Raw genomic sequence first — 16,506 nt, forward strand, 5'->3', positions numbered from 1 at the left:
CTGCGGGGGCCATTTCAGACAGGTTGATAGCATAAAAACGAAAAACAGAGGTAAGTATGGATTTTGCAAACATTTCCCGGTCGCTACTGCCACTGCTGGGAGGCAGGGATAATATTGCCAGCGCCGCCCACTGCGCCACTCGCCTGCGTCTGGTGCTGGTGGATGACGCCCAGGCGGATACCGATGCCATTGGCAAACTCGAGGGAGTGAAAGGCTGTTTCCGTAATGCCGGGCAACTTCAGGTGATTTTTGGCACTGGAATCGTTAACAAAGTTTACGCCGCCTTTATCGCCGAAGCCAGGATCAGCGAAGCGAGCAAATCAGAAGCTGCCGACATTGCTGCCCGTAAGCTGAACCCGTTCCAGCGCATTGCGCGTCTGCTGTCGAATATTTTTGTGCCGATTATCCCGGCAATTGTCGCCTCCGGCCTGTTAATGGGCCTGCTGGGGATGGTGAAAACGTATGGCTGGGTCAACCCGGATAACGCGCTCTACATTATGCTCGATATGTGTAGCTCCGCCGCCTTTATCATTCTGCCCATCCTGATTGGCTTTACCGCCGCGCGGGAGTTTGGCGGAAACCCATTCCTTGGGGCAACGCTTGGCGGCATCCTCACCCACCCGGCACTCACCAACGCCTGGGGCGTGGCGGCAGGTTTCCACACCATGAACTTCTATGGCATTGAAGTCGCGATGATTGGCTACCAGGGCACCGTGTTTCCGGTGCTGCTGGCGGTGTGGTTTATGAGCATGCTGGAGAAGCAGTTGCGCCGGGTAATCCCGGATGCGCTGGACCTGATCCTGACCCCCTTCCTGACGGTGATCATCTCCGGCTTTATTGCGCTGCTGGTGATCGGCCCGGCCGGGCGTATGTTGGGCGACGGCATCTCCTTTGTACTCAGCACGTTGATCGCCCATGCAGGCTGGCTGGCAGGATTGCTATTTGGCGGGTTGTATTCGGTGATTGTGATTACCGGTGTTCATCACAGCTTCCATGCCATTGAAGCCGGGTTGCTGGGTAATCCTTCGATTGGCGTCAACTTCCTGCTACCCATCTGGGCGATGGCAAACGTCGCGCAGGGCGGTGCTTGCCTGGCGGTCTGGTTTAAAACTAAAGATGCGAAAATAAAAGCCATCACCCTGCCCTCTGCATTCTCGGCCCTGCTGGGGATTACCGAAGCGGCGATCTTTGGCATCAACCTGCGCTTTATGAAGCCGTTTATCGCAGCGCTGATCGGCGGGGCTGTCGGTGGCGCATGGGTAGTGTCGGTGCATGTTTATATGACGGCTGTCGGGTTGACCGGTTTGCCGGGTATGGCCATCGTACAAGCCAGTTCGCTGCTCAATTATGCGATGGGTATGGTTATCGCCTTCAGTACGGCGTTTATTCTCTCTTACCAGCTTAAATACAAAACGGACCCTGAATAATGGCATCATCAACACGCCTGGCCACCATATTGAAAGCGGTGATGCACGGTCAACCTAAGGCCCTCAATGACAGCTACTATCCGGGCTGGCACCTGGCGCCGGTCACAGGACTGCTTAACGATCCCAACGGATTTATCCATTTCGCCGGTCGTTACCATCTGTTTTACCAGTGGAATGCGCTGGGCTGCCAACATCAGCACAAGTGCTGGGGGCACTGGAGTTCAGAAGATCTGCTGCACTGGCAACACGAACCCATCGCGCTGATGCCCGATGACGACTATGACCGCAGCGGCTGCTACTCGGGTAGCGCCGTGGATAACGCGGGAGTTCTGACGCTGATCTACACCGGTAACGTCAAATTCGAAGATGGCAGCCGCACAGCCTGGCAGTGTCTGGCGGTACAAAACAGCACAGGTGGTTTCGATAAACTCGGACCGGTGCTGGCACTGCCGGCAGGCTATACCGGCCATGTTCGTGACCCCAAAGTGTGGAGACACGGAGAGCATTGGTACATGGTGCTGGGGGCGCAGGACCAACAATTGCAGGGTAAAGTGCTGTTGCTGCGTTCAGAGAATCTGCGCGACTGGCAAAACCTCGGCGAAATCGCCGGGAGTGGCCTTGGCGGCCTTGGTCAGGCGGGTTATATGTGGGAATGCCCGGATATGTTTTCCCTTGGCGATCGCAACTGGCTTATCTGTTGTCCACAGGGCATCGCGCGCGAGGAAAAGCGTTTCCTGAATACCCACGCGAGTGCATGGATCAGCGGCGAACTCGATTATGAGACTGCCAGCTTCCGCCACGGTGCGTTTCATGAACTGGACGCCGGATTCGAGTTTTACGCCCCGCAAACCACCCTGACCGCTGATGGTCGTCGTCTGCTGGTGGGCTGGATGGGGGTGCCGGATGGTGAAGAGATGTGCCAGCCAACAGTCAGCAACGGGTGGATCCATCAGATGACCTGCCTGCGTGAACTCAGCGCCCGCGATGGCAAACTGTATCAACAGCCGGTTGCTGAATTGCAGGCGCTACGCGTAGAGGAACAGGTTTATCACGGCAGCGCTGATAACGCCCCGGTGCTGGAGGCACAGCGTCTGGAGCTGTTGCTGGAATGTCAGGGTGATATCACGCTGAACTTTGCCGACAATATGATCCTGCAATGGCATCAGCATGAACTGCGCCTGGCTCGTCGCAGCCTGAAAACCGGTGAGTGGCTTTATCGCTATTGGGTCGGTGCTGCAAACCGTTTACAAATCCTGTGTGACCATTCCAGCGTGGAGATCTTTATCAACGACGGTGAAGGGGTGATGAGCAGCCGCTACTTCCCGCCACATCCGTTACAATTAACCCTGATCGGTCACGCAGAAGTGCAGGCCCGCTACTGGTCGTTACGACACTGCATGGTAGAATAAGTTATTGTTTCATTAACCGATGCATTGTCGTGAGAAAAACCAAACGCGTTACCATCAGTGATATCGCCGCGCTGGCAGGGGTGTCCAAAGCCACTGCCAGCCTGGTGCTGAACGGCCGTGGTAAAGAGTTGCGGGTCGCGAAGGAGACACGCGAGCGAGTGCTCACCCTCGCCCAACAACACCACTACCAGCCAAGCATCCATGCGCGTCTGTTGCGCGATGATCGCAGCCATACGCTGGGGCTGGTGGTGCCGGAAATCACCAACCACGGTTTCGCGGTGTTTTCTCACGAACTGGAAAATCTCTGCCGCGAAGCGGGTTTGCAATTGCTCATCTCCTGCACTGACGAGAATGCCGGTCAGGAAATGGTGGTGGTGAACAATCTGGTGGCGCGTCAGGTGGATGGCCTGATCGTCGCATCCAGTATGCTAAGCGACATCGACTATGTGAAGCTGAGTGAACAATTGCCGGTGGTGCTGTTTGACCGTCATATGAATGACACCCGGTTACCGCTGGTGATTACCGACTCCATCACCCCTACCGCCGATTTAGTCGAGCGCCTGGCGCGCGCCAACCCTGACGAAATCTATTTTCTCGGCGGACAGCCGCGTCTGTCCCCCACCAAAGACCGCCTGGCGGGTTTTATGCAGGGGCTGGAACGCGCGGGGGTCACACCGCGTCAGGAGTGGATCATTCACGGCAACTACCACCCGAGCAGTGGTTACGAGATGTTTGCGGCATTGTGTGCTCGCCTGGGACGACCACCAAAAGCGTTATTTACCGCCGCCTGTGGCCTGCTGGAAGGGGTGTTGCGTTATATGAGTCAGCATCATTTACTGACCAGTGATATCCGTATCGCCAGCTTTGATGATCACTACCTGTACGATTCGCTGTCGGTGCCGATTGACACTGTCGAACAAAACGTACCACGCCTGGCGCAGGAGTGTTTCACCATGCTGACACAGATGATTCAGGGGCAAGATCCGGCAGAAAACCAGGTCATACTTCCCGCCACCCTGCGTTTACGTTCGGCATAATGGCGGAACCCAATCCGTAACGGCGCGAATTATCGTACCGCTACGGTTTCGTTTACTTGATTTCAGTGACGAAGTTTTCGCGGCTGCGACGAACTTTTTGCAGGTTGACCAGCCAGTCACCTTCAGCCGCACGATAGCCCAACGGCAGAATGATCACGCTGCGTAATCCTTTCTCCTTCAGACCGAGGATTTCATCCACGGCCTGCGGGTCGAAACCTTCCATCGGTGTAGCATCAACTTCTTCAAACGCCGCCGCAATCAGGGCGCTACCCAGTGCGATATACGCCTGACGTGCCGCCGCCTGATAGTTTGCTTCAGTACCACGCTCACCCACGATACCCAGCAACATCTGACGATAGTTTTCCCAGCCTTCATTACGGAAGCCACGGACTTCATTGGTCAGATCAAACATCATATGGACGCGTTCTGGTGTGATGTCATCCCAGGCAGCAAACACCAACACATGAGAACAATCCGTCACCTGCGCCTGATCCCAGGCAACCGCACGAATTTTTTCGCGGATTTCAGTATTGGTAACAACCAACAGCTCAAACGGCTGCAAGCCACTGGAGGTGGCGGTTAAGCGTACCGCTTCAATAATGCGTTCCAGCTTATCCTCAGGCACCACTTTGCTGGCATCAAATTTTTTGGTCGCATAGCGCCAGGCAAGTTTTTCATTAACGATCGACACAATATTTTCCTTTAGATGTGGAAGAAAGCAGATAACAGCAGCCACGCTCCGGCAGCATTCACCTGCAAAACGCGCTGATGTTAACAGCACGCCTTCATTTCATCTGAAGCAGAACGAGCTATGCACAGCGAAGAAGAGCAAGAATAATGACGCGCAACCTGTCACTTGCCAGGGCACAAATGCCAGCGTTTACCGTCGCTGCGCAGTTGCGTCACGCTCAAGGGATGAATATCGATGGCGTTAAACGCGTGCGGTGGCGCGCCCAAGACAGTGACCACCATCGCGCGGATCACGGCTGAAGAGACGATGACGCAGTGCTGTCCCCGTAGCGCGACGCACTGCGTCAGCCATGCCTCACAGCGGGCCATCAACTGCTGGAGAGATTCCCCATCAGGTGGTGCCTCGCCTTTGAGCCAGCGCATAAAAACGTCTGGCTCCTGTGTCATCACGTCCCTGATGGCTAAACCCGACCAGCGACCATAACCAGGTTCCACCAGCGCGGTCACCTGCTCTCCGCTTAGCCCCAAAGCCTGGGCCGTCTGGATGCTCGCCACACTCGCCGCAATCCAGATTTGACTGTAAGGCCCGAACCGTTGTGGTAAAGTCTGTTCGCACAATGGGTCATCAGCGGGAAACCGTGATTGCCGGTTTGCCAGGGTTTCCCCCTGGCAAATCAGTTGCAGGGTGATTGCCATCGGGATCAGCGCACATCCGCCCACTGGCGCAGGGCGGGTTTTTGCACAATCTTCTCGGCGAAAGCCCCAAACAGCACTCCCATCACGCACCACATCGTCAGTTGGGTACCGAAGGCACTCAGGCGAAAGCGCCACAACACATCCGCCGAAAAGCTGGCTGGGATCTCATTGATCGCGGGCATCAGCATACAGGCGGCAATCATCATCACGCAGCCTGACATCGCGCCCCACAGCGCGGCATTCCATGCCCCCAGCCGACGTTTCATCTGATGCGCACTCCACGCCGCCGCCACGATGATGACGGCGGAGATCAGCAGCATGGCAAAGTAGAGGCTGGTCCGATAACCAATGGTGGACGGATCCCCCACCGCCGGAGGGTTCGGTGGATATTTCAGGCCCGGCATCAGGCTCATCACCAGAAATCCGGCCATCGCCAGACTCAGTGCCAGGGCGCGAGGATGCGCCGGGCCAGTGCGTTGCCAGCAAAAAGACCAGATCAGCGCCAGCGCGCCCCCCATTGCAGCGCTGAACAGGATCATCCCGCTCAACAATCCGGCACCGGACTGGGTCTGGCGACTGAAGACTTCCCCATCAGCCTCATCATGGTGATGACCCTTCTCAGCGCTGGCAGGCAGATGCGGATGAGAAAGTTGTTCTTCGATAGAAATTGCCCGATCGACCTGCGGCTCGCCAAAAATATGTGCAAAACCAAAGGTGATGATGCCCGCCAGAATCCCGGCCATCATGCCCTGCAACAGGAGTTTTCCGGTCATAGACTTATCCTCAGTGGCAGGGGAAACCCAGCAAATGGCGGGCATCATGAAAATACTCATGGACCTGGTTACCAGAAAAGACGGCGGTAGCCCCCTGTTCGGCACCAACAAAATAGACAGCCAGCAACACCATCAAGGTGATGAATGCCGCCCAGGGCAGCAAAGATACCAGCGGGATGGGGGTGCTCTGGATCTGGCTCGATGTCGCAACGTGACTCATACAAATTCCTCTTAAATTATGAAAGTTCAGCGGTACGGGCGGCCGGGCTAACCGCCACCGGCACCCGCAATGTTGGGTGTTGATGGCTGTGCGCGGGCGGGCAACTGGCGTTACTCAGTACTACCGGCATGCCGTGCGGCGTATGCAAATACGCCTGACGCCATTCCGTAGTACGTTGTGCAATGTCTGCTTCTTCGGTCATTGCGAGCGACAAAATCAACTTCTCAGCCGCAGACACCCACTGGCGGTAATAAGCATCGTTGATGCTTTCATCCGCCCGTGCCGGTGCGGCTTTGATTTCTCGGCTGAAGACCTCCACCCATGTATTCCAGCTGAACTTTCCCGCCTGATGCAGGTGAACAATCAGCGAGAACACCTGTGCCTGCCACGGATGTTCAAAAGGCGCGCTGTCGGCATCTTGACCGGGGATAGCGATCGCGACATCTTTGCTCATAAGGCCTCCAGATAGTCGTCCCACAAATCAATACGTACCGTATCTTTCGGTGGCGCATCAGCTCCCCACAGTTCGGTGGCGGCAAACCTGACGCTGTAAACATGTTGCGGATGTTCACCCAGCCCATGCGCTACCGTGTCTGGTGTGACAAACACGCCATGATCAATCTCAATGGTGCCGATTTTCCCGCGTGCATAACGTGGCAATCGGGTATGACCGACAGGGTTAAGGTTCTTCGCTCTGACCTGATCACCAACACGAAATCTGGCGCTCACCTCTGCATTCACCCGAGCTGAAGCGCCGGTATTGACCACGGCCTGCACCATATCTGAACGCAGCACCGGTGTTTCCGCGCTGGCGGGCACGGCTGCGACTTTGCCTGCAAGCTCCTCGCGGGTAATCACCCCTTTCTCCAGCAACAGAGTCTCAAAGGCATGCATCCAGTGTTCGTAGTAGCTTTCTTCCAGGTAATGCGCCGGGTTCATGCGCTCAATCGCATGTCTGAACATGTCGACGTTGAAGTGACCGCCAACAAACAACGAAGCAAATAGCGAGAAAGCCCGGCGCTCCCATTCGTGGTGGAAAGGCGGTTCGTCAGGTTCGGTAATGACAGCACCCATACCGTGCATGCCGCCCAGATCGTGTATCCCGTTCATCGGTATCTCCCGTTAATTGCTGCCAGGTTGTAATGCCACGCCGGTGCCAATCATCGCGTCTCGCGTCACCAGATCGGCCAGTTGATCTTCGCTCCAGCCCTCGGTCCCGGCTGGCCTTTCCGGCAGCACCAGATAACGCAGTTCAGCACTGCTGTCCCACACGCGGATTTCGCGCTCTGCACCAATTGTCACCCCGAACTCAGCCAGTACACTGCGCGGGTCGATAACAATGCGTGCGCGGTAAGGCGCGGATTTGTACCATGCCGGAGGCAAACCCAGTGTCGGCCAGGGATAGCAGGAACAGAGCGTGCAGACCGTCACGTTGTGGACCTCCGGGGTATTCTCAACCACCATCATGTCTTCGCCCTGCACGCCAGAAAATCCCAGCTCAGCAATGGCCTGAGTCCCGTCAGCCAACAGACGTGCTTTGTAATCAGGATCACTCCAGGCTTTTGCCACCACCCTGGCACCATTGCGTGGACCGATGCGGTGTTCATAGGTGTCAATCAGCGCATCCATTGCCGCCGGGTCCACCAACCCTTTCTCAACCAGCAGCGACTCCAGCGCTTTCACCCGTAAAGCGATCTCCGCCGGGGGTTCGGTATGTTCATGATCATGGTCGTGTGCCATCGTGTTTCTCCGTAATGACAGTGGGTTAATTGCTTACAGCTGTTTCCAGTCACCGCTGGCTTCAAATGCGGCAGCGGCCTGATAAATCGTGCTTTCCGCGTAGTGGCGACCTACCAACATCATGCCAACCGGCAGTCCGTCCACTAATCCACAGGGAACCGACATCGCCGGATGGCCGGTGACATCCAGCGCAGCGGTATTGCCAATCATCTCGAAGGCGCGAGAGATGTATTCAGTGATGGAGCAATCAGGTTCGGGCAGGGGTTGTGCGGTGATCGGTACCGTCGGCATCACCAGCAGATCAAAATCACCCAGGGCACGGTCATAATCAGCACGCGCACGCCGGGCGATGTTCTGTGCTTTGGCATAAAACCGACCGTGGTAACGCGACAGTCCGTACTGGCCTATCAGCATGCAAATTTTGAGTGAAGGAGAGAGCGAGTCAGCGTGGTCGCGCCAGGCGGCATGTTTGTCGAGAAGAGCAACGTCATACTGCCCTTCCCAGTTAAAACCCATGCCATTGCCGTGCATCATCTGCATAGTCAGCCCTTCACAGCCAATTGGTGACCATAAGGCGGCGGCAAGCCGATGACCCGGCACCGAGATTTCACCAACCACGGCACCCAGGTTTTCCAGTTTGGCCACGGCATTGCGCACCTTAAGGGCCACATCAGGCTGTAGATTGGGCAACTGGAATCCTTCAGTGAGGATGCCAATTTTCAACCCTTTGACCCCCTTGCCGAGTGCCGCGCTATAGTTGCCACCGCGTGACATATATTGTCGGGGATCGAGGCCATCCGGACCGGCCATCACTTCCAGCATCAGAGCGTTATCCGCCACCGTCGCGGTGATAGGGCCAGCATGATCAATGGTGGCTTCAATCGGCATGATGCCGGTATAAGGCACCAGCCCGTGGGTGGGTTTCATGCCATAGGTGCCGCAAAATGCGGAAGGAATGCGGATCGATCCCCCCTGATCGCAACCAATTGCCATATCCACCTCGCCAGCCGCCACCAGCGCTGCACTGCCTGACGAGGAGCCGCCCGCGCTGTAGCCCTGTCGCCAGGGATTCTGCACCGGAGCAGGATCGGAGGTATGGCTGCCACCCGACAGACAAAAATGTTCACAGGTGGCTTTACCGAGGATGGTGGCGCCGGCATCCAGCAGACGGGTCACCACGGTGGCATCAAACAGGGGGACATGCCCTTCCAGCGACGTCGCACCGTTCATCATCGGTACTCCGGCGAGGGCAATGTTGTCCTTGAGGGCCACGGTTTTGCCGACCAGTCGCCCTTCAGTTGCCCCTTTGACTTCACTTTTGTAATACCAGGCATTCAGTGCATTTTCCTCTCCGGCCGGACGGTAGCCCTGCTGCCGCGGATAATTAACGGGCGGCATCTCATCTGACAGCTCATCGATAAGGTCATAGGCATCCAGATTGGGTTGCATAAGCGCCAGATATTCAGCCGCCTCTTCATCACTGAGTTGCAGATGGAGCTGGCTGGCAAGGTGATGCAGCTGCGCTGCATCCGGACGTTCAATAGCCATCATTTTTTCCCTGATTTAAATCATTAACGGTGTTAACCCTGACCCGAACATAACGTGGTTGTTGTTTGTTCACATGGTTGAGACGGACAAACTCCTGGTCAGGAAGGACAACCTCAGAACACACGGGCGTAACGCAGATTCAGGCGGAAATCCTCTGCCGCGCCATTTTCGACGCGCAGATCCCTGCCCAACTGGATCTGGAACTGATCGCGTGGCGTGACGAACTTAGTGGCCGTCAGTCGGACGTTGGTGGTCTGGCTCTGGTTGTCCTGCTCTACGCCGTCGATACGGGTTTCACCGCCCCAGGTCTGCCCGAAACCAAGGCCCAGCGAGAGCGTCGGATCAGGGATATAGCGCCCCATAATCTGCGCAGCCCATGAGTTGTCCTGCTTCAGACGGGATGACGCCGCGCCGTAATCGTTGTTGTCGCCATACCAGATGGCGTCCCCGACCATATCCAGCGCCCATTTTTCGCTGAAGAACTTCACCCAGGCGGCCTGTAAATCCACCTTCCAGCGGTTCTCACCCAGATTTAGCGCGTTGTCATGGTCATAGTTCCCGGTTGGAACATAGAGATAGGGGGCAAAACCGAAGATGTCTCCCCCGCTGTTCAGCCGAATTTTGAGCGGAACCGTCAGGATCAGGTCACCGGTGCCATTGGCTGAACCCAGTGAAGCGGCATCCCCGCTGCCAAAAACCCGACCGAACGGCAGCAGAAACTGTGGATCAAGCGTTGCCGTCTCGGTGATTTGCACGGTATGCAATAACCTCAACATGCCGATATCGGACGTGACATTGTAATCAGAACTGACTTTGTCACCGTGAGAGCGGGCCGAGCCGGTGGTGGCGTGTTGGTAATACAGCAGACCAACCGTGGTACCGTCGGGGAACTGGCTGTAATCGCCTGGCGCGACTTCAACAGCAAACGCCGATGTCGCAGACAACAGCATACCCAGCAGGCAAAAGCGTAAACCTGGCATAATCATTCCTCGGAAAATGGCGTACAAAGGGGGTCAGCGCACGGCATCACGCAGCATCCCGGTACAGGGATGGCAGTTGATGTACTCAAACGTCTGAAAGCGCGCATCTGAAACCGATACTTCGTGATAGAGCCGGAGTTTTTGCAGTCCGGTCACTACGCGAAAGAAGGTGGTGAAGATGCGCAGATGGGTGGGATGAGATTCCGCCCAGCGCTCAAGTCGATCCAGTGAGCGCCAGAAACCAATATCGTAGGCAACATCCAGCAAGTTACCGTCGATGTCTACGTTGCGCACAAAACGATTGCTATAGCAGCCGAGCGCCTGCCCTTCATCACGCAGAAAATCCATCCCAGCCTGAAGAGGTGGCAACATTTCGGTGAAATACAGCGCTCGCTCCTGTTCATCTGCCTCCATCCAGTCCTGGCCTGAGCGGATAAGGGTGATGTTGTCATGACCCTGCACCACCACCCTCCCCCCCACCGCCGGGTTGCCGGAAAGAATGCGGAGTTCGCCATCCGGTTGCAGCCAGTCCGTCTGGGACGCCGGAATGCGGTCGCGTACGGAACCCCAATAACCATGTTCCTGGATTTCGCCACTGAGGTTATCCATCACTGCACCAACACCGGGTAGATCCTCTTTAAACGCGTAAAGCGTCTCGAATTGCTCCGCGCGCGGGGCAATAATCTCGCGAAAATATCCCAGGCCTTCGTGCAGACGATCATCCGATGACCACCAATCGGCTACCTCTGGCTGATGCAGCCAGCGGCAATATGCCGCCGGATCGCGCCAGTAACCGACAACAATAAAGTTTCCAAACCCCTGGTTATCGGTGTGAAAGGTCACGTCATGATTAGCGGGGCCGTTGTGCAGGCTGAAACTACGCACCATCTGCTGCATGGCATTGATTGCTGCTGCACGTTGTTCTTCACGAAACTGCACGCCCAGATAGGCCATAACCACCTGAGTCAGGCTGGCGTCGGCTCGTCCGGCGAACATCGGGAAAGGCGGTTGATAATCGTCGTGCACCCGACGGGAAAGCGTGCGGGGACATTTAAGATGCGTGTCGATGGCAGATTCCATAATGACTCCCTGGTGAGGCGTTATTGTTGTTAAGAAAAATCATCATCGATATTAAGGAGAAATCGGCGGCTCACCTGGTTGTGGTGGACAACATCCTGGCTGTTCTGGACAGGGGGTAAAACCCTCGCTGGTGGGATGGAAATGGTGCAGGATTGCCCCAATCTGGCGCGTCCTCCATTTTTAATTGGCAGTAACCTACTGATTTAAAAGATACCGCGTAGCTATGGCGCAATTATTGCTTTCAGTCAGAAATGATGAGTTATGACAATTAATTGCCACGATGAGGTGTGATTGTGAACAGTACATTTGCTCCCGATAATGTCCGCTATTCCACCGCACAGGTTGCAGGACCACAGCGCTTTGAGTACTGGAATGATGTGATTCTGCGCCACTGCATCCCCTCTGATGGTAAACCCCTCTCGGGAACCTTTGATGGTGAGCTGGGCGTGCGTGAGGTTGGACTGGTTGATATTTGCACCCTCAGTGCCAGCCTGCATTACTGGGAACGCAAGGCAAAACATCTGCGCACCGGGCCAGAGGATGACTTATGGCTGGGCTGTTTTCAGGACGGCTACGGTCAACTGGAACAGGGGGGAAGAAAGGCTAACCTCAGCTCAACTAACCTGGTGCTTTACGATGCTGCACAGACGTTTCGTTTCAGCATTGGCGGCCAAAACAACCACCTGATTCGCATCCCCAGACATTTACTGTGCGGGAAACTACCCGGAGCAGACGCGATGACAGCCACTGTGCTGGATGAGGCACGTCCCGGCATCATTCCGTTACGTGAGATGATCTACCAGGCAGTGCGATCTCCAGAACTTCTCAGCGACCCTCATCTGGCCGGGCGTTTTTCACAAACGTTGCTTGACCTGCTGGTACTCAGCCTGGAACTACAGACGCCGGAAAAAGAGTATGTTGAACGTGATTTGTACGCGAAAATCAGAAATTACATCCGCCGACACCTTACCGATCCAACTCTGAATCTGGAAACCATTGCCCTCGCCCACCATGTCTCGGTGCGCACTGTGACTCGCGCCTTTGCCCGGCATCAGAAAACACCGGCGGCGATAATCTGGCAGGAACGTCTGGAAGCCAGCCGTGAGGCGCTGGTACAGGGGCGGGTAACCAGCGTGTCTCAGGCGGCGATGGATTACGGTTTCTCTGACTTCTCTCACTTCAGCCATGCTTTTCGCAAAGCCTTCGGCGTTACCCCGCATTCAGTGATGAAACAACATCGTCAGGATATTCAGGGTTAAAATCCACCGTATAAGTTCCCTTTCAATAACTTGTCATATATAACTCTTCTCGCAACAGGAGCGTCGTCGTGCGCGTATCCTGCTGATACATAAAAACCATAAGGGAAGGTCATGGACAGAAACACGGTAGTCACGTTATTGAAGTATAAGAAGTGGGCTGATGCGGCCACCCTGAAGTCGATAATCTCTCTCGACGCTTCTGCTGACAGCCAGAAGCGCCATCTGATGCTAAGGTTGATGAACCACATCTACGTGGTCGATATGATTTTTCGCGCCAATATCACCGGCCAGTCACATGGATATACCGCGCTGAATACGCCTGAGACACCATCATGTGACGAACTGGCAGCCAATATGAACGCCTGTACTGACTGGTATATTGAACATATCAGTGCGATGAACGACGCAGATTTTGCCGAGACCATTAACTTCAGATTTGTTGACGGCGGTGACGGCGGAATGAAGGCTATCGATATGATTAACCACGTCCTTTTCCACGGTACCTATCACCGTGGAGCAGTAGGCTGGCTGATATCAGAATGCGGTGGCGTTCCTCCGAAGGATGTCATGACGGTATTTCTACGGGATCATAACCACTGATCACTGAAGGGAGAGTCAAAACAATGCAGAGCCTTGAAATTGTTCCCCGACTGCTCCCTGAAGTGCGTTCCGGGAAGAAGCGCCACACCATCCGCTGGCAGGAACGTGAAATCACGTCTGGCCCGATGTTATATGTGAATGCCGAGGATGTTTCTGACATGATCATTGTCTGGGTGACGCATGTGGAGACCATGCCACTCTTCTCCGTGGCACAGCATCTTGGCAAAATCCAGGCGTGGCCAGACGATGTGTTACTGGCTGGTATGCGTGAGCACTATCCGGGGATTGAGATGGACTCCATAGTGTCGGTCATCCATCATCTTCCCCCCGTATCAGACTGAACGAGTAATCAGCTCAACAACCTCGAATTCCTGGAAGACCAGTTCCATCGTGGCTGAGAATGTCCCTTCGCGTTCGAAGAAACGTTGATGTTCTGTTTGCCAGTATGCAAGACTCAAGTCTCCCTCGCCCTCTTTTGCTGCCAGTTCTGCGCTGACATCTTCAAAACGGAGCAGATGGATGGCGGTAACGCGTATGACACAAACGGCATGCCCCTGACTATCTTCCACCAGGGCATAGGCACCGATTACCGGAAAGCATTCATCTTCTGCACATCCAGCCATTGACCCACAGGTGGCGGTTTTTTTTCCACTCGCCACCAATGCCGCCAGCTCATCCATCATCTCCGGAGAATCGCCAAACGACCACGCTGTGACAGCCGGATACTTTGCTTTGACTTGTTCAGACGCCATCATGATTTCGTCCATTCTTCCCTGGTAATACGAAACATCAGACTGGGGGCGAAACCTTCTGGATCCATCACTTTCTCCAGAAATGTCATGCCGACCTTTTCCAGCACCCGACGTGACGCCAGATGATTCTCGCGAACCACTCCCACAATATCTGTTAGCCCGACTTCCTCAAACCCATACTGAATGGCGCGCAGGGAAAGCTCCGTTGCATAACCTTTCCCCCAGGCATCAGGCTCAAATCGATACCCCAGATTGTTGGTATTACTTCCATTAAATTGACTGGCAAACACACCACCAAATCCAATGACTCTGTCAGGATTCGATTTTGCGAAAATGGTCCAGTCACCAAAACCATATTGCTGATATTCAATCAGGGTACGCTCCAGTACAGCTCGCGCATATTCAATATTCGGATACGGACCGCGAGGATTAAATCTATGCGTTTCGGGGTCACCATAAATACGGAACAAATCGCCTACATCGTCAGGAGTCGACCTTCTGTATAACAACCTTTCTGATTCCCATTGCATCCTTGTTATCCCTGTACATTTTAAATGTTGTCCACAATCACGGTGCATATCTGACGCAAAACCCTGTGGATAAAACTGACCGGCTCGCTTGTCATGACGCTCAGAGATATGACGGTTACTTACTGACCACCAGGTTAAGTACCAGAACGTATCACCAGACAGGTCGCAAATGTTTCCCTTAATACCGGGTCCAAACATCGCGAACAGCCGTAAGTGTTTGAACCATTCTCCTCAGGAAAACGCAATGCATGACAGCAGGGCGGCGTGGTAATTGCTTTGAGCGACAGTATGCTACAGCGAGTTGAGGTAGCATATCTGAATTGCAGTGATGAAAAGAGAAAAATAGATTCTAACATCATCAGTTGATTTGATATGCCCTCAAAATCTGACGGGTGGTAACGCGTAAAATTGGCACGGCGGATTCAGTCTTAAAACATCCACGGACATCCCGTGTCGGGTGTTTCCTTCACGTTTCATGGAACTAATGCAGGGAATTTCAATTTGAAATTTTCTGACATAATCGATATTAAACAATAAGTTATGCTTGATTTTTTGTAGGGTAATTTCACCCTGTTAAAGGACACATCAATACGTTTGCCGAGAAGCAATAAGAACATAGGAGATACTGCCAGGATTGGACAGCGTCAACGCAGTGATTCTGGTCATTCCATTTCATCCAGATGAGAAAGGGTAGCGTAAATTGCCAATATTGGCTCTTTCCCGGATTTGACAACGTTTGATGAATGTACGTACTGAGGACATGGTAGACACCTTTCAATATTGTGTACCCATCCAAATCGACCTGGTTTTCAGATCGATGTTCCACATAACGTAGCTGTATCACCATACTTCCAGCCTTTCATGCGGCCGCTCAAGCTTGCCCTTCTGCCACAGTTGATCCGGCGCGTCGTGATCGAAGCGGCCCACGACAGCTGCCGGGGCAGTGCTAACTATGTCGTCAGGTGTTATGCCTCAGTTGTATGTATCTACCATGTTCCAGGTACGTACGAAGAAGAGGGAAGGGGGAAGGGGGAAGGGGGAAGGGGGAAAGAATTATCAGTCTGTATAAAGCAGATTATTCAATCAGTTAATGAGTCATGGCAAATGAATGTAAATTTAATGACGCTGCTACGTCATTTCTGAGAATGTTTCAGGGTCTTTCTTGCCGAATTTTCACGTAACGACGTCATTTTAAAGAACCAAAAACCTTACGATTTTGTTCTTCTCTCATCCTGTCGCTACTGAAATTCGTGTTTCGAGCTTTTGCAGTCAGCTCCAGCATAATTTTCCTGTTTGCTTAAAAGCGACTTAGTATGTACATGACGGCTGCGCTTTCCAGGATAACAAAGAGGTGAAAGGGAGTGAGCAGGGGTGGTGACAGAATGTTACTCATTGAGATACGGCGATTTATGTCACTGACCGGATACCAAAGCCAGATCATCATTGGTTACCCCAACTCTCAAGCATTTTTTTACCGATTAAATGGGAATTTCAAATTGAAATTTTATAAATTTAATGAATTAAATCATATAGTTAATCATAAAATGATGTTGGGGTATGATTGTTATGGGTCGTTTATTGATGAGTCGAGTGTGTTACGCGGTATCAGTAAGCCTGCTATAGCCTTTGGCACTACCGGGAATCCACCTCTTCTGTCTTGCTGAAATCCATTCCGACTTATTCACGTTATTCACAGGGTAGATCCAATAATCTGATCTTAATACGATCTTATATCGATCCTATAAAAGCCAAAACGATCCCCGGA

The 16,506-nt window shown here is 53.8% G+C and carries 18 protein-coding genes; 6 read left to right on the forward strand and 12 right to left on the reverse strand.

Translation table 11 applies throughout. The annotated features are described in order from the left end of the window. The first annotated feature begins 56 nt into the window (after positions 1-56). The 3 genes from AC6I8R_RS24890 to AC6I8R_RS24900 are packed head-to-tail and all read left to right on the forward strand — an operon-like array spanning position 57 to position 3,873. Positions 57-1,427: a sucrose-specific PTS transporter subunit IIBC gene (locus AC6I8R_RS24890; RefSeq protein WP_497833159.1), complete on the forward strand. Its 1,371-nt coding sequence runs from the start codon at positions 57-59 to the stop codon at positions 1,425-1,427. Next, the gene (locus tag AC6I8R_RS24895) at positions 1,427-2,836 is read left to right on the forward strand and encodes a sucrose-6-phosphate hydrolase (RefSeq protein ID WP_415174453.1); all 1,410 of its coding nucleotides are present in this window, start codon (positions 1,427-1,429) and stop codon (positions 2,834-2,836) included. The genes AC6I8R_RS24890 and AC6I8R_RS24895 overlap by 1 nt, the downstream gene beginning before the upstream one ends. Positions 2,837-2,865: 29 nt before the next feature. Continuing rightward, the gene (locus AC6I8R_RS24900; protein ID WP_415174452.1) at positions 2,866-3,873 is read left to right on the forward strand and encodes a substrate-binding domain-containing protein; all 1,008 of its coding nucleotides are present in this window, start codon (positions 2,866-2,868) and stop codon (positions 3,871-3,873) included. A 52-nt stretch (positions 3,874-3,925) separates the two neighbouring features. Here AC6I8R_RS24900 and AC6I8R_RS24905 read toward each other — a convergent pair whose 3' ends face one another. From AC6I8R_RS24905 to oxdA, 10 genes are all read right to left on the reverse strand, one after another. Next, positions 3,926-4,564 (reverse strand): NAD(P)H-dependent oxidoreductase, encoded by a 639-nt coding sequence (locus AC6I8R_RS24905; RefSeq protein ID WP_021186321.1) that lies wholly within the window; start codon positions 4,562-4,564, stop codon positions 3,926-3,928. A 161-nt stretch (positions 4,565-4,725) separates the two neighbouring features. Beyond that, positions 4,726-5,259: a histidine phosphatase family protein gene (locus AC6I8R_RS24910; protein WP_497833160.1), complete on the reverse strand. Its 534-nt coding sequence runs from the start codon at positions 5,257-5,259 to the stop codon at positions 4,726-4,728. A gap of 5 nt (positions 5,260-5,264) precedes the next feature. Then, positions 5,265-6,032 (reverse strand): CbtA family protein, encoded by a 768-nt coding sequence (locus tag AC6I8R_RS24915; RefSeq protein WP_415174450.1) that lies wholly within the window; start codon positions 6,030-6,032, stop codon positions 5,265-5,267. 10 nt (positions 6,033-6,042) lie between these two features. Then, a complete protein-coding gene (locus tag AC6I8R_RS24920; protein ID WP_415174449.1) occupies positions 6,043-6,252 on the reverse strand; it encodes a CbtB domain-containing protein in 210 nt (69 codons plus the stop codon). Positions 6,253-6,268: 16 nt separating this feature from the next. Next, the gene (locus tag AC6I8R_RS24925; RefSeq protein ID WP_415174448.1) at positions 6,269-6,706 is read right to left on the reverse strand and encodes a nitrile hydratase accessory protein; all 438 of its coding nucleotides are present in this window, start codon (positions 6,704-6,706) and stop codon (positions 6,269-6,271) included. Beyond that, on the reverse strand, positions 6,703-7,362 hold the full coding sequence (gene nthB / locus AC6I8R_RS24930; protein ID WP_415174447.1) for a nitrile hydratase subunit beta: 660 nt from the start codon (positions 7,360-7,362) through the stop codon (positions 6,703-6,705). Before nthB ends, AC6I8R_RS24925 begins: the two co-directional genes overlap by 4 nt. 12 nt (positions 7,363-7,374) lie before the next feature. Beyond that, positions 7,375-7,992, reverse strand: coding sequence for a nitrile hydratase subunit alpha (gene nthA / locus AC6I8R_RS24935; protein WP_415174446.1), 618 nt, complete (start codon positions 7,990-7,992; stop codon positions 7,375-7,377). 33 nt (positions 7,993-8,025) lie between these two features. Further along, on the reverse strand, positions 8,026-9,540 hold the full coding sequence (locus tag AC6I8R_RS24940; RefSeq protein ID WP_415174462.1) for an amidase: 1,515 nt from the start codon (positions 9,538-9,540) through the stop codon (positions 8,026-8,028). A gap of 113 nt (positions 9,541-9,653) precedes the next feature. Beyond that, positions 9,654-10,520 (reverse strand): transporter, encoded by an 867-nt coding sequence (locus AC6I8R_RS24945; protein WP_497833161.1) that lies wholly within the window; start codon positions 10,518-10,520, stop codon positions 9,654-9,656. A 33-nt stretch (positions 10,521-10,553) separates the two neighbouring features. After that, positions 10,554-11,600: an aliphatic aldoxime dehydratase gene (gene oxdA, locus AC6I8R_RS24950; RefSeq protein WP_021186311.1), complete on the reverse strand. Its 1,047-nt coding sequence runs from the start codon at positions 11,598-11,600 to the stop codon at positions 10,554-10,556. Between the two features lie 293 nt (positions 11,601-11,893). Here oxdA and AC6I8R_RS24955 point away from each other — a divergent pair, with 293 nt between their 5' ends. From AC6I8R_RS24955 to AC6I8R_RS24965, 3 genes are all read left to right on the forward strand, one after another. Further along, entirely contained in the window at positions 11,894-12,859 is a 966-nt protein-coding gene (locus AC6I8R_RS24955; RefSeq protein ID WP_021186310.1) for a helix-turn-helix domain-containing protein, read from the forward strand. Between the two features lie 111 nt (positions 12,860-12,970). Next, entirely contained in the window at positions 12,971-13,459 is a 489-nt protein-coding gene (locus tag AC6I8R_RS24960; RefSeq protein WP_415174442.1) for a DinB family protein, read from the forward strand. A 23-nt stretch (positions 13,460-13,482) separates the two neighbouring features. Then, the gene (locus AC6I8R_RS24965) at positions 13,483-13,800 is read left to right on the forward strand and encodes an ASCH domain-containing protein (RefSeq protein ID WP_415174441.1); all 318 of its coding nucleotides are present in this window, start codon (positions 13,483-13,485) and stop codon (positions 13,798-13,800) included. Here the strand turns inward: AC6I8R_RS24965 and AC6I8R_RS24970 are convergent. After that, positions 13,792-14,214 carry an ASCH domain-containing protein gene (locus AC6I8R_RS24970; protein WP_415174461.1) on the reverse strand — a complete coding sequence of 141 codons (423 nt, stop codon included), beginning with the start codon at positions 14,212-14,214 and terminating at the stop codon, positions 13,792-13,794. The two genes, AC6I8R_RS24965 and AC6I8R_RS24970, sit on opposite strands and share 9 nt — an antisense overlap. Further along, positions 14,211-14,741, reverse strand: a complete 531-nt coding sequence (locus AC6I8R_RS24975; protein WP_497833162.1) for a GNAT family N-acetyltransferase — start codon at positions 14,739-14,741, stop codon at positions 14,211-14,213. Before AC6I8R_RS24975 ends, AC6I8R_RS24970 begins: the two co-directional genes overlap by 4 nt. Positions 14,742-16,506 lie beyond the last annotated feature (1,765 nt).

This window comes from Pantoea sp. X-Soil-OKNW-713 (assembly GCF_059730685.1).

Excerpts from the sequence above, each read along its gene's own strand:
- AC6I8R_RS24890 (WP_497833159.1), top strand. The coding sequence starts at position 57 with ATGGATTTTGCAAACATTTCCCGGTCGCTACTGCCACTGCTGGGAGGC.
- AC6I8R_RS24895 (WP_415174453.1), top strand. The coding sequence starts at position 1,427 with ATGGCATCATCAACACGCCTGGCCACCATATTGAAAGCGGTGATGCAC.
- AC6I8R_RS24910 (WP_497833160.1), bottom strand. The coding sequence starts at position 5,259 with ATGGCAATCACCCTGCAACTGATTTGCCAGGGGGAAACCCTGGCAAAC.
- AC6I8R_RS24915 (WP_415174450.1), bottom strand. The coding sequence starts at position 6,032 with ATGACCGGAAAACTCCTGTTGCAGGGCATGATGGCCGGGATTCTGGCG.
- AC6I8R_RS24920 (WP_415174449.1), bottom strand. The coding sequence starts at position 6,252 with ATGAGTCACGTTGCGACATCGAGCCAGATCCAGAGCACCCCCATCCCG.
- AC6I8R_RS24925 (WP_415174448.1), bottom strand. The coding sequence starts at position 6,706 with ATGAGCAAAGATGTCGCGATCGCTATCCCCGGTCAAGATGCCGACAGC.
- nthB (WP_415174447.1), bottom strand. The coding sequence starts at position 7,362 with ATGAACGGGATACACGATCTGGGCGGCATGCACGGTATGGGTGCTGTC.
- nthA (WP_415174446.1), bottom strand. The coding sequence starts at position 7,992 with ATGGCACACGACCATGATCATGAACATACCGAACCCCCGGCGGAGATC.
- AC6I8R_RS24940 (WP_415174462.1), bottom strand. The coding sequence starts at position 9,540 with ATGGCTATTGAACGTCCGGATGCAGCGCAGCTGCATCACCTTGCCAGC.
- AC6I8R_RS24945 (WP_497833161.1), bottom strand. The coding sequence starts at position 10,520 with ATGCCAGGTTTACGCTTTTGCCTGCTGGGTATGCTGTTGTCTGCGACA.
- oxdA (WP_021186311.1), bottom strand. The coding sequence starts at position 11,600 with ATGGAATCTGCCATCGACACGCATCTTAAATGTCCCCGCACGCTTTCC.
- AC6I8R_RS24960 (WP_415174442.1), top strand. The coding sequence starts at position 12,971 with ATGGACAGAAACACGGTAGTCACGTTATTGAAGTATAAGAAGTGGGCT.
- AC6I8R_RS24965 (WP_415174441.1), top strand. The coding sequence starts at position 13,483 with ATGCAGAGCCTTGAAATTGTTCCCCGACTGCTCCCTGAAGTGCGTTCC.
- AC6I8R_RS24970 (WP_415174461.1), bottom strand. The coding sequence starts at position 14,214 with ATGATGGCGTCTGAACAAGTCAAAGCAAAGTATCCGGCTGTCACAGCG.
- AC6I8R_RS24975 (WP_497833162.1), bottom strand. The coding sequence starts at position 14,741 with ATGCAATGGGAATCAGAAAGGTTGTTATACAGAAGGTCGACTCCTGAC.